Origin of the sequence: Pseudomonas sp. Pse1 (assembly GCF_024519635.1) — a bacterium.
GTDB lineage: Bacteria > Pseudomonadota > Gammaproteobacteria > Pseudomonadales > Pseudomonadaceae > Aquipseudomonas.
This window is the reverse complement of sequence record NZ_JALJRO010000008.1, coordinates 146,353-158,294: the sequence shown is the minus strand read 5'-3', so window position 1 is coordinate 158,294 and position 11,942 is coordinate 146,353. Positions and strand designations below refer to the sequence as shown.

Genomic DNA, 11,942 nt, shown 5'->3' with positions numbered 1-11,942 from the left:
GCTGGCAATTATGAGCCCGCGAGGGGCAACGAAGGAAGTATCAGCCACCGCTTCGCCCCCCTGAGCTTACCAATTTCCTACAACTTGGCCTGACGCACCCCACCGCTGCGCGACTTGGCCATTGCTGCCAGGCGCACCGCAACGTTCGCGGCACCATAACCGGCATAGCCATTCTTGCGCTGGATGATTTCGAAGAAAAAACGTCCTTCAAACGGCTCGGTATACACGTGGAACAGCTCCCCGCCCTGGGCATCGCGGTCATACAGCACGTTGAAATAGGCCAGTTCGCTGAGGAATTCATCGTCGAAATCAAAGCGCGCGGCGAGATCGTCGTAATAGTTGAGCGGAATATCCAGCAGTGGCACCCCGGCCTCCTTGGCGCGGCTGACCTCGGCAAAAATGTCATCGCAATCGAAGGCGATGTGGTGCACACCGGAGCCACGATAGCTCGACAAGGCATGGGAGATGGCAGTGTTGCGGTTCTCGGAAATGTTCAGCGGCAAGCGAATAGAGCTGCAGCGACTGCGCAGCGCACGGCTCTTCACCAGGCCATAAGGATCGGGGAGGACCACCTCATCATCGGCCTCGAAATCCAGCAGGCTTTTGTAGAACAACACCCAGCTGTCGAGGCTGTCGGCCGGCAGTGCCATGGCCATGTGATCGATACGCTTGAGCCCCCCACCCGCATGGGATACGGGCGGCAGCACGAAGTCGGTACCGTAGACGTCGGCGCGTTCATCCACCAGGTAGATCAGGCTGCCATCCGGAGCCCGCACGGCAGCCAACTCCAGTTCATTCGGGCCGACCAGGCCTCGATAGGGTTGTCCCTTGTAAGCTACCGCACGCGCCAGGGCGCTGACGCTGTCCTTGACCCTGACGGCCGTCGCGCACAACGACGGGCCGTGGGCCTCGAAGAAGTTGTGGGCGAAGGAATAGGGCTCGGAATTGAGGATCAGATTGATATCGCCCTGGCGTAGCAAACTGACGTTCTTCGAGCGATGCTGCCCGGCCTTGACGAACCCCAGGCGCTCCAGCCAAAGCGCGAGCTTCGCGCCCAGACTTTCATCGACGGCAAACTCCAGAAACTCGATGCCGTCGTAGGCACTGACAGCCGGCGTATCGAACAGAATTTCGGGTTGCGGTGCCGGGATGGCTTGCTGCGCCAGACGCTCGCGAGTTTTTTCCTCGAGGTACAACAGCGAACGCAGGCCATCGGCGGCATTGGCCCTGGGCGGCGCCGCACGAAAGCCATCATTGAAAATTTCCAGCGACAGCGGTCCGCTGTAGCCACTCTGGATAATCGGTGCAAGAAATCCCGGCAAATCGAATTCGCCTTGGCCGGGGAAGCAGCGGAAATGCCGGCTCCATTCCAGCACGTCCATGGCCAGGATCGGTGCGTCGGCCATCTGCACGAAGAAAATTTTGTCGCCCGGGATATCGGCAATCGCTCGCGGATCGCCCTTGAGCGACAGCGTATGGAAACTGTCGAGTAACACCCCCAGTGCAGGATGGTCGGCCTGGCGCACGATGTCCCACACCTGTTGGTAAGTATTCACGTGACGCCCCCACGCCAGCGCCTCGTAACCTATGCGCAGCCCCCTCGCGCCGGCGCGCTCGGCAAGCAGGCGCAGGTCATCGACGAGAATCTGCTGCTCGCCGGTGCTGTCGGCCGAAGCGTTGCTGCACACCAACACCAGGTCGGTGCCCAGCTCCTGCATCAGGTCGAACTTGCGTTCCGCGCGCTCCAGATTGCGTGGCAGACGCTCGCGGCGGCAGCCTTCAAAATCACGAAACGGCTGGAACAGGGTGATGGCGATGCCCAAGTCAGCGCACAGCTGCCTGATTTCCCGTGGGCTGCCATCGTAGTACAGCAAGTCATTCTCAAAGATTTCCACCCCGTCGAAACCAGCGGCAGCGATGGCTTCGAGCTTCTCCGGCAGGGTACCGCTCAAGGAAACGGTGGCAATGGAACGCTGCATGTCTGAACTCCCGGCGCTAGGCGGTTGTTATTGGAGGGATCGCGGGCTGGCGCGTTGGCATGGCGTAAATTATTGGCCCGGCGCATCATTACAGCAATTCAAAGTGTACCAACCAGTTAGTTTACTGTGCGATTATCGAACAAAATGGCCGTTAGCGAATTGACGATTTTTTGCTCACTGCGCACCATCGACAGCACATTGAGGCCGCGCCTTAACCATCGACCTCAATGACCAAAGACCCAGAACACACCATAAAAATGTCAAAAATCGGGTACACGCTCATGCTTTCATTCAACGCCTTACCCCGCACCGCCGCCCATCCGTATCAGCGCCCGGACACACCTGGCCGACTCGGCTTCATCGCCTGAATCCGGCCCACCACACCGGCGAATACTCTCGACCGATCCCTCTGGCAGCGTACCAACCTGCGCCTGCAGAAGATCGATCACGCGCCCTTGAAGCCCCGACAAGCCTGGCTTGTCAGTCATTGAACGGATGGCACACATGATTCCTTCACAAAGTTCGCGCATGGCTCCCAGCCTGAACGCCACACACGCCGGCATCGGCGACAAGATCCGCGGTGCCATGGCCGTGGGCAAAACCCGCTGGGGCATGCTCGCCCTGGTGTTTTTCGCCACCACCCTGAACTACATCGACCGTGCCGCACTGGGCGTCATGCAGCCAATCCTGGCCAAGGAGATGAGCTGGACGGCGATGGACTACGCCAACATCAACTTCTGGTTCCAGGTCGGCTATGCGATCGGCTTTGTCCTGCAGGGTCGGTTGATCGACCGGGTGGGCGTCAAACGCGTGTTCTTCTGCGCCGTGCTGCTCTGGAGCCTGGCCACAGGCGCCCATGGCCTGGCCACCTCGGCGGTGGGCTTCATGGTCTGCCGTTTCATTCTCGGCCTGACCGAAGCCGCCAACTACCCGGCCTGCGTGAAAACTACGCGGTTGTGGTTCCCTGCCGGCGAACGGGCCGTGGCCACCGGCATTTTCAACGCTGGGACCAACGTCGGTGCGATGTTCACCCCGATGCTCCTGCCGTTGATCCTGCATGTCTGGGGCTGGCAGGCGGCGTTCCTGTGCATGTCGGCGCTGGGCGGGATCTGGCTGCTGTTCTGGGGCCTGAAGTACTTCAACCCGGAAGACCATCCGCGTGTCAAACAAACGGAACTGGACTACATCCAGGATCAGGTCGAACCCGAACAAACCCGAGTCCCCTTCTCGCGCATCCTGCGCATGCGCGGTACCTGGGCCTTCGCCCTCGCCTACTCGATGACTGCTCCCGTGTTCTGGTTCTACCTGTACTGGCTGCCGCCATTCCTCAACCAGCAATACAACCTGGGCATCAACGTGACCCAGATGGGTATTCCGCTAATCATCATTTACCTGACCGCCGATTTCGGCAGCGTCGGCGGGGGCATCCTCTCGTCCTTCCTGATTGGCCGCGGCATCAACCCGATCAAGGCGCGCCTGATGTCGATGCTGCTGTTTGCCTGCTGCATCATCGGCGTGATCATTGCCGCCGGCTCAAGCAACCTCTGGGTAGCGGTATTCGCCATCTCCCTGGCCATTGGTGCACACCAGGCCTGGACTGCGAATATCTGGAGCCTGGTGATGGATTACACCCCCAAGCACATGATGAGCACGGTGTTCGGCTTCGGCGGCATGTGCGCAGCCATCGGCGGGATGTTCATGACCCAACTGGTCGGACACATCCTCACCGTCACCAACAATAATTACACCGTGCTGTTCACCATGATTCCGGCAATGTATTTCATCGCCCTGACCTGGATGTACTTCATGGCACCGCGCAAGATCCCTGACCTGCAAGACTGATCCGCCCTTCGCGCAGGCCTGTCCGGGCCTGCGCAACACGCTTGCTCATCGCCGGCGCTGCTGCCAGGCCGCTGCCAGACCGCTGAGACAGATGATCACGATGCCCACGATCGTCATCAGGCTCGGCGTATGGGCAAACAGCAACCAGCCCAAGAGTCCGGCAAATACAATCTGACAGTAGCCAAATGGTGCCAGCAATGCCGGTGCCGCGTGGCGAAAGGCCTGGGTCAGAAACAGGTGCGCAGTCATCCCGCAGGTCCCCAGCGCCAACATCATCAGCCCGTGGCCGAAGCTCGGCACTTGCCAGAACATCGGCACCAACGCACTCATGACCAGGGTATTGCACAGACCGGCGAAGAAGTTGCTGGTGGTTGGGCTGTCGATTTCGGCGAGCTTGCGCGTCAGTAGTTGATAAAAGCAGAAGCACAGCGCCGAGCAGAATGGCAACAGCACTGCCGGGGTGAACAGTTCACCGCCGGGATGAACAATGATCAGCACCCCGACAAAACCGCAGATCACTGCCAGCCACTGCCCTCGTGTGACGTGCTCGCCGAGCAGCGGCACCGAAAGCGCGGTGACCAGCACCGGAGCGAGGAAGTTGACGGCCGTCGCTTCCGCCAAGGGGATGTACAGCAAACCGGTGGTGAACAACAAACTGGTCCCCAGCAGACACAACGCCCGCAGTAACTGCAGCAATGGCCGGCGAGTACGCAGAACCCGCAATCCCGACTGCGGCAGAAATATCCCCGCCATCAACAGGGTGTGCACCAGATAGCGTGCCCACACCACCATGATCACCGGGTAAAACCCCGACAAGTACTTGGACAGGGCATCGTGGGTAGAAAACAAAAGGGTCGCGCCAATAACCAGCACAATGCCTTTGAAGGGTTGGTTGATACCGGACAGTGGCGTACTCACCCTGCACTCCTTTTGTAGGACTTTGATCGCGATCGAATAATCTAGAACTGAATTCCATTTTTTAACACAAGTGCATTGTAAAAACGTTCGATCAACGTACGAATCTTTCGTGCAAGTCTTCCACCCTCTTGATGGCCAGTGCACTAATGGCTGAACAACTCAGAGGCTTGAGTGGCAGCCGACAGCTCCTGAGTGAACTGCAGCAAAAGGCCAGCCAACTCATGCAAACGCTGCTCGGGCAACCGAGCGCTAGGGCCGGCAACGCTTAGCACCCCTACCACACGCCCATCCAGCGGGTGGCGCACCACTGCGGCGATCGCCGAGGTTCCCAGCGCCGAACTTTCCTGGACCCAGGCATAACCGTTCTCCCGGGTTAGCCTCAGGCGTTCGAGCAGCTCGATATTGGAGCGTGGTGCATTCGGTCCCACCTCCGGTGGCTCGTCATTGACCTGACGCTCTACCAGGGCCAGGGCCTCGGCATCAGTCATGCTGGCCAGCCAGGCATGCCCGGAAGCGGTGTAGAACAACGGCGCCTCGCGGCCCATGTCCGGGTCGTAACGCAAGCCCGAGCGCGCGCCCTGAGACTTGGCAATCCAGGTCTGACGTTGCCCTTCGATCACCCCCAGGCGCACCAGTTCACCGGTTTCCTGCGCCAGACGGTCGAGTACCGGCTGGACAATGTCCGCCCCGCTGCCGGAGAGGTAACGAAAGCCCATGGCGACCAGTTTGGTCGACAGGTGATAACGCAGGTTATCCGGGTTTTGCCGCACATAACCCAGCCGGATGAGCTCGGCGAGCAGTCGATGGGTAGCACTTTTGGGAATCTGCAGTTGCTCGGCCAACACCTGCATCGGCACACCTCGCGGATCGCGGGTGAGGCTTTCCAGCACGCTGAAGACACGTTCGATTTGACTGCCGGCCATGGTGAGCTTCCAAAAAAGGGATGATCGATTCTAAAAGACAAAGCCATCAATGCAAAATCTGGAACCGAATGAATCCCCCAGACTTGCGAAATCATGTGCGTTTACACATCTGATCTCTCCACGAATCGCCATAACTGTTATCCACGTAGCAGGCAATGAAGCCGCTCACACTGCAAGGAAGGTCAACATGCTATGGAAAAAAGCGCGTCCCAGTGACAACGTCAAGGACAGCCGAAAAGCCCCAGGCAATGGATTCAGCTCCACTCAGAAACTCAGCCTGTTGCTGAGTGCCGCTGCCGTTTCCGGCATCATCGCGCTGGAGAGTCTGATGCCTGTCGAAGAAAAAACCGACACCGACATAACCGCTCGGGAGGCCCCGGATCAGTTCAGGGAAGACCCGCAGGTGGCGTTTGTCCGCGCAGTCCTTGGAGACACTGAAGACACCTGGAGTCAGATGTTCGAAATGCTCGAGCAACCCTACCCGCAGCCCACCCTGACGTTGTTCGACAACGGCATCACGTCGGCGTGCGGCTATGCAAACGCAGCCATTGGCCCGTTCTACTGCCCACAAAGCCAATCGATTTACCTGGACCTGGATTTTTTCCGCAAGATGGCTGATCGCGTGGACGACTTCGGTGAGTTTGCCCAAGCCTATGTCATTGCTCATGAAATCGGGCATCACGTACAAACCCGACTGGGTCTGTCTCGACTTTTCGATGAGGCGCAAAGTGCAAACCGGCGTACCGCCGGGGCTGACGGCCTGGAAGTTCGCGCAGAACTGCAGGCCGACTGCCTGGCCGGCGTCTGGGCTCACCACGCACAACAACGCCTGGATTGGCTGGAGCCGGGCGACATACAGGCCGCGCTCAACGCTGCCGCAGCGTTCGGCGACGACTACCGTCGCGGGAACCAATCCTCCAGGGTAATGCCTGAGTCCTTCACACACGGCACATCCGAGCAACGTGTGCGCTGGTTCAAACATGGCTTCGAGCACGCTCGCATCGAGCAATGCGACACCTTCTCGGCGGATCCCCTGTAGTCCGGCAGCCTTGGCTACCGGATGCCATACTCCCTATCGTTCGACAAAGTCGGACGATAGGGAGGGCGACCATCCCACAGACCAACAACGCTTTCCACCACGCGCAATTAGAGGATTCCCACATGTTATGGAAAAAAGGTCGCCGCAGTGACAACGTGGTGGATGCCCGTGGCGAGGGTGGAGGCGGTGGCGGAATGCGCTTCGGCGGCGGCAAGGGATTGAGCCTGACGGCCATCGTGCTGATTGTCGGGATCGGTTGGATCACCGGCCAGGACCCGATGCAGATACTTGGCCAACTGGCTGGCCAGATGGAGCAGCCTTCAGCTCCCGCCACCACTCAGGCGCGCAAGGCACCGCCGGCCAATGATGAGCAGGCGGAGTTCGTCGCGCGGGTCCTTGGGGACACTGAAGACACCTGGGGGCAGATCTTCCAGCAGGCCGGCCGCCAGTATGCAGCGCCCAAGCTGATGCTGTTCAGTGGCCGGGTCAACTCAGCGTGCGGTGGGGCCACGGCGGCCACCGGTCCGTTCTACTGCCCGGCCGATCAGCGGGTTTATCTGGACATGAGCTTCTTCCAGGAAATGTCCCAGCGTTTCGGCGCTGCCGGTGATTTCGCCCAGGCCTATGTCATCGCCCATGAAGTCGGTCATCACGTGCAAACCTTGCTCGGCGTTTCTGCGAAAATCCAGGCGGCTCGCCAGCAAGGCCAGCGCATGGAAGGCGACGGCGGTCTGCTGGTGCGCCAAGAGCTGCAGGCTGATTGCCTGGCAGGTGTGTGGGCCAACAACGCACAAAAACGTTTGAATTGGCTGGAGCCGGGTGATATTGAAGAGGCCTTGAACGCTGCCAATGCCATCGGCGATGACCGTTTGCAGCAACAGGGCCAGGGTCGTGTAGTACCGGACTCTTTCACTCATGGTACCTCGGCACAGCGCGTACGCTGGTTCAAGACCGGCTTTGCCCAGGGTCAAATCAGTCAATGCGACACCTTTGCCTCGAAGAGTCTCTAAATGGACATACGCTGGCTCGCGGTCTGTGCTCTGTTAATCAGCGGCTCTGCGGTGCACGCCGCCGAACAGGGAGTCAAAGACATCAGCCCCGGTCGCCTGGATCTGGGTGTCGGCGAATTGGCCGTCGGCGTCAGCCAGAATTCACCGCAAATCCAGCGGGTGTTGATCATCCTCCACGGACGCCTGCGCAACGCCGAGACCTACCGGCAGAGCGCCGAAAAGGCGGCTCGCGAAGCAGGACAAAGCGCCACAACCCTGGTGATCGCACCGCAGTTTCTCAATGAAGCCGACATTGCCCGCCACGATCTGCCGGACAAGGTGCTGCGCTGGCGCGGCAACGAATGGATGGCCGGTGACTTGTCTACCGGTCCCGAAGCCTTGAGTTCCTATGCAGTGCTCGATCGATTGCTGACCCGTTTGAGCAACCGCCTGGAATACCCGACGCTCAAGGAAGTCGTCATTGCCGGGCACTCGGGTGGCGCTCAAGTCGTGCAGCGCTTTGCCATGATGGGCGAAGACCAGCCGGCCTTGCGCCAGGCCGGGGTCAAGGTCCGTTATGTCATCGCCAACCCATCGTCCTACGCCTACTTCGACAAGCAGCGAGCGGTCGCGGTTGATCCGGCGAAATGTCCGACCTTCAATGACTGGAAATATGGCCTGAACCACCTCCCGAGCTACGCCAAGGGCCAGACAGCGAAGACCCTCGAGCAACGCTACATCGAACGCGACATTACCTATCTGCTGGGGGAACTGGACACCAATGCTGCCCAACCCGCCCTCGACAAGACCTGTGCAGCCCTCGCCCAGGGGCCTTCACGCCAGGAGCGCGGGCTCAACTACTTCAAGTACCTGACGCAGCGCCACCCGCACGACTTGAATCAGCATCTGGTAGAGGTTCCTGGCGTAGGCCATAACGGCGACAAGATGTTTACCTCACCCGAGGGCCTGGACGCGCTGTTTCGCTGGTAAACCGCTGCGGGTTCACCCCAACAACATCTGGCGCAGCGCCAGGCAATCAGCCGCATGCCAGTCCGCCAGCTCGGGCCATGGGTTATCCGGCAGGTTCACCAGCACCGTGTGAGTGCCCGCCGCCCGACCACAATCCAGATCGAAGCGATAGTCACCGACCATGACCATCTCTGCTGGCGCAACCTGCCAAGCCTCAGCCAGTTTCAGCAAGCCGCCGGGATGGGGCTTGGGGGGGGCATCGTCGCGCCCGAGCACGTCCTCGATTGCGAAACAGTCCGCCAGGCCAATGGCCTGAAGCGTCACATGCGCCAGCTCGCGGGCATTGCGGGTGAGAATCCCCAGGCGATAACCGCACCCTGCAAGCTCACGCACCAATTCCACCGCGCCGGGGGCAGGTTTGGAACCCAGTGCCAGGTCGCGTTCATGCTCCAGCAGCCAAGCGTGTTTGGCGGCCGCCTCCTCGGCGGGCAAGGCCGCGAGGTGGGTCAGGATGTCGTGCTCCGGGGGGATCGCCAGGGCCTGGCGGATCGCCGCAAAGTCATGCACGGCGACAGTCAGGGTTCCGTCCATGTCGAATACCCAATGACGAACCTGCGACAGACTCATGCCCAGTCCTTGCGGTGGCGGATCAAGCCTTCCTGAGTGACCGAGGCCACCAGTTTGCCGGCGCGGTTGTACACGCTACCACGGGAGAACCCTCGCGAATTACCGGCCCATGGACTGTCCATGGCGTAGAGCAGCCAGTCATCGGCACGCAGATCGGCGTGGAACCACAGGGCGTGATCGAGGCTGGCGACCTGCATATCTTTCTGCCAGACCGATTTGCCGTGGGGCAACATCGAAGTGGTCAGCAAGCCGAAATCCGAGGCATAGGCCAGCAGGTATTTGTGCAAGGCCGGGATGTCTGCCAACGCACCGTCGGCGCGAAACCAGACGTACTTGATCGGATCCCCGGGTTGCGGATTGTAGGGATCCTTCTCGGTGACCGGGCGCACTTCGATCGGCTTCGGGCACAGCAACTTCTCGCGCATGTGCTCCGGGATCAGATGCGCCAACTGCTGGGTGATTTCCAGTTCGGTTGGCAGGTTCTCCGGACCGACCACAACCGGCATCTCGGTCTGGTGGAAGAAGCCTTCTTCGTCGTACTGGAACGAGGCGCTGCAGGTGAAGATCGGGTTGCCCTTCTGGATCGCGGTCACCCGGCGCGTGCTGAAGCTGCCGCCATCGCGTACCCGGTCAACCTGATAGACCACCGGCAAACCGGCGTCTCCCGGACGCAGGAAATAACCATGCATCGAATGCACATGCCGCGCCTCTTCAACGGTCTGACTGGCTGCAGACAGCGACTGGCCCAGCACCTGGCCGCCGAACAGCTGGCGAAACCCGAGGTCCTGACTGCGACCACGGAACAGGTTTTCTTCGATGGGTTCCAGGGTCAGCAAGTCGACCAGATCATCCAGCACATGACTCATTCAGACTCTCCTACAGAGCAATGCCGCGCAGTCCTGGCTGCTGCGGTCGATTCGGATGTTGGCCGGAGCCAACCAATACACGCATTGTAAACATCCGAGCTGGCTTAGCCATGCATGGTTTTCAACCATTGCTCGCGGGAAATGCGGTAAAGCAGGTGACGGCTCAGCGGATGATCGGGCGCCACCTTGGGATGATCGAAATCTCCCGCCGGATCGTGCTTCATGCCAATCGCCTGCATGACTTTCTCCGAAGGCAGGTTATCCACCGCTGTAAACGCCACCACCTGATCCAGAGACAAGCGATCAAAACCGCAACGCAGAGCGGTCCACGCCGCTTCACTGGCGTACCCGAGCCCCCAGTGTTCACGCGCCAGGCGCCAGCCGATTTCAATAGCAGGAGTGAACGTCGCCTCGAACCCGACTGCCCCCAAACCGGTAAAACCGATGAACGCGCCGCTGTCCTTGCGTTCCAGCGCCCACGCGCCGAAACCATGCTCGGCGAAATGTCCACGGATTCGCCCGATCAATTCGGCACTTTCCAGGCGACTCAAGGGCGCCGGAAAGTAGCGCATGACCTGTGGGTCAGCGCACATCGCGGCAAATGCCGGTAAATCCTCATCACGCCACTGCCGCAGTAGCAAGCGTGCACTTTCCAGTTGCAGTATTGGCTCCATTGCTCCACTCCGTTGCGCTGCCACCCAGTCTATATCGCTGGTAGGATCCTTCACTCATTCACGCCGCGTTATCCACATGCCCCTGCCCCTGATCTACCACGAAGACTACAGCCCCGAGTTTCCCTCGGAGCATCGCTTCCCCATGGACAAATTCCGCCTGCTGCGCGATCACCTGGTGGACAGTGGCCTGACTCGGGACCAGGATCTGCTGCGTCCGCAGATCTGCCCGCCGGACGTTCTCGCCCTGGCCCACGATCGCGACTATATCGACCGCTATATGCAGGGCGAGTTGTCCCGTGAAGACCAGCGGCGCCTCGGTCTGCCCTGGAGCGAAGCCCTGGCGCGGCGCACAGTGCGTGCCGTCGGTGGTTCGCTGCTCGCAGCCGAGCAGGCGCTGCAACATGGCCTGGCCTGCCACTTGGCGGGCGGCACCCACCACGCCCACTACGATCATCCGGCCGGCTTTTGCATCTTCAACGACCTGGCGGTGATCAGCCATTACCTGCTGGAAAGTGGCCGTGTCGGACGCGTGCTGATCTTCGACTGCGATGTGCATCAAGGCGATGGTACGGCCCGGATACTGGAACATACCCCGGACGCAGTGACGGTTTCCCTGCACTGCGAAAAGAATTTTCCCGCACGCAAGGCCAAGAGTGACTGGGACATCCCTTTGCCCATGGGCATGGGTGATGACGATTACCTGAAGGTGGTCGATGACGCGCTCAGCTACCTGCTGCCGCTGTACCAGCCTGACCTGGTGCTGTACGACGCAGGCGTCGATGTGCACAAGGATGACGCCCTGGGTTATCTGAAGCTGACAGACGCCGGTGTCGCTGCGCGTGACGAAAGCGTGATGCACCATTGCCTCGGACGGGACATTCCGGTGGTCGGGGTAATTGGCGGCGGCTACAGCAAGGACCGTCAGGCCCTGGCGCGGCGCCACGGCATTCTGCATCACAGCGCGCAACGGGTCTGGCAGTCATCAGGCTGTCACTGAACCCTGGATGTTTTACCCACAATGGCTGTGGAGCGGCCTGTGGATAACCTGAGCGAAAGGACCTGCAGACCACAGGACACCTGGCCTACGGAGCACTGATTGTTTTTTGACCAGCTAAA

The 11,942-nt window shown here is 60.2% G+C and carries 11 protein-coding genes; 5 read left to right on the top strand and 6 right to left on the bottom strand.

Translation table 11 applies throughout. The annotated features are described in order from the left end of the window. Positions 1-77 precede the first annotated feature (77 nt). Complete coding sequence (gene quiC, locus NR126_RS14375) at positions 78-1,979, bottom strand: 3-dehydroshikimate dehydratase QuiC (protein WP_105754451.1); 1,902 nt, start codon at positions 1,977-1,979, stop codon at positions 78-80. Between the two features lie 504 nt (positions 1,980-2,483). On the opposite strand from quiC, the gene NR126_RS14370 reads away from it, so the two are divergent. After that, on the top strand, positions 2,484-3,821 hold the full coding sequence (locus NR126_RS14370) for an MFS transporter (RefSeq protein WP_027617808.1): 1,338 nt from the start codon (positions 2,484-2,486) through the stop codon (positions 3,819-3,821). A gap of 45 nt (positions 3,822-3,866) precedes the next feature. On the opposite strand, the gene NR126_RS14365 is transcribed toward NR126_RS14370, so the two are convergent. Then, complete coding sequence (locus NR126_RS14365; RefSeq protein WP_033866067.1) at positions 3,867-4,739, bottom strand: DMT family transporter; 873 nt, start codon at positions 4,737-4,739, stop codon at positions 3,867-3,869. A gap of 143 nt (positions 4,740-4,882) precedes the next feature. Beyond that, complete coding sequence (locus NR126_RS14360; RefSeq protein WP_027617806.1) at positions 4,883-5,662, bottom strand: IclR family transcriptional regulator; 780 nt, start codon at positions 5,660-5,662, stop codon at positions 4,883-4,885. A gap of 187 nt (positions 5,663-5,849) precedes the next feature. On the opposite strand from NR126_RS14360, the gene NR126_RS14355 reads away from it, so the two are divergent. The 3 genes from NR126_RS14355 (at position 5,850) to NR126_RS14345 (ending at position 8,680) form a co-directional block, all read left to right on the top strand. After that, a complete protein-coding gene (locus tag NR126_RS14355) occupies positions 5,850-6,701 on the top strand; it encodes a neutral zinc metallopeptidase (protein ID WP_256830491.1) in 852 nt (283 codons plus the stop codon). Positions 6,702-6,823: 122 nt separating this feature from the next. Further along, entirely contained in the window at positions 6,824-7,711 is an 888-nt protein-coding gene (locus NR126_RS14350) for a neutral zinc metallopeptidase (protein ID WP_105754449.1), read from the top strand. Continuing rightward, positions 7,712-8,680, top strand: coding sequence for an alpha/beta hydrolase (locus NR126_RS14345; RefSeq protein ID WP_256830490.1), 969 nt, complete (start codon positions 7,712-7,714; stop codon positions 8,678-8,680). 12 nt (positions 8,681-8,692) lie between these two features. Here the strand turns inward: NR126_RS14345 and NR126_RS14340 are convergent, their stop codons facing one another. The 3 genes from NR126_RS14340 to NR126_RS14330 form a co-directional block, all read right to left on the bottom strand. Beyond that, positions 8,693-9,286 carry an HAD family hydrolase gene (locus NR126_RS14340; protein ID WP_027617802.1) on the bottom strand — a complete coding sequence of 198 codons (594 nt, stop codon included), beginning with the start codon at positions 9,284-9,286 and terminating at the stop codon, positions 8,693-8,695. Next, positions 9,283-10,152 carry an acyl-CoA thioesterase II gene (gene tesB / locus NR126_RS14335; RefSeq protein ID WP_027617801.1) on the bottom strand — a complete coding sequence of 290 codons (870 nt, stop codon included), beginning with the start codon at positions 10,150-10,152 and terminating at the stop codon, positions 9,283-9,285. Before tesB ends, NR126_RS14340 begins: the two co-directional genes overlap by 4 nt. 104 nt (positions 10,153-10,256) lie before the next feature. Continuing rightward, positions 10,257-10,826: a GNAT family N-acetyltransferase gene (locus NR126_RS14330; RefSeq protein WP_027617800.1), complete on the bottom strand. Its 570-nt coding sequence runs from the start codon at positions 10,824-10,826 to the stop codon at positions 10,257-10,259. A 76-nt stretch (positions 10,827-10,902) separates the two neighbouring features. Between NR126_RS14330 and NR126_RS14325 the strand changes: the two genes are divergently transcribed. After that, a complete protein-coding gene (locus NR126_RS14325) occupies positions 10,903-11,823 on the top strand; it encodes a histone deacetylase (protein ID WP_256830488.1) in 921 nt (306 codons plus the stop codon). Positions 11,824-11,942: the final 119 nt, after the last annotated feature.

Excerpts from the sequence above, each read along its gene's own strand:
- NR126_RS14330 (WP_027617800.1), bottom strand. The coding sequence starts at position 10,826 with ATGGAGCCAATACTGCAACTGGAAAGTGCACGCTTGCTACTGCGGCAG.
- NR126_RS14360 (WP_027617806.1), bottom strand. The coding sequence starts at position 5,662 with ATGGCCGGCAGTCAAATCGAACGTGTCTTCAGCGTGCTGGAAAGCCTC.
- NR126_RS14355 (WP_256830491.1), top strand. The coding sequence starts at position 5,850 with ATGCTATGGAAAAAAGCGCGTCCCAGTGACAACGTCAAGGACAGCCGA.
- tesB (WP_027617801.1), bottom strand. The coding sequence starts at position 10,152 with ATGAGTCATGTGCTGGATGATCTGGTCGACTTGCTGACCCTGGAACCC.
- NR126_RS14325 (WP_256830488.1), top strand. The coding sequence starts at position 10,903 with ATGCCCCTGCCCCTGATCTACCACGAAGACTACAGCCCCGAGTTTCCC.
- NR126_RS14370 (WP_027617808.1), top strand. The coding sequence starts at position 2,484 with ATGATTCCTTCACAAAGTTCGCGCATGGCTCCCAGCCTGAACGCCACA.
- NR126_RS14345 (WP_256830490.1), top strand. The coding sequence starts at position 7,712 with ATGGACATACGCTGGCTCGCGGTCTGTGCTCTGTTAATCAGCGGCTCT.
- NR126_RS14340 (WP_027617802.1), bottom strand. The coding sequence starts at position 9,286 with ATGAGTCTGTCGCAGGTTCGTCATTGGGTATTCGACATGGACGGAACC.
- NR126_RS14350 (WP_105754449.1), top strand. The coding sequence starts at position 6,824 with ATGTTATGGAAAAAAGGTCGCCGCAGTGACAACGTGGTGGATGCCCGT.
- quiC (WP_105754451.1), bottom strand. The coding sequence starts at position 1,979 with ATGCAGCGTTCCATTGCCACCGTTTCCTTGAGCGGTACCCTGCCGGAG.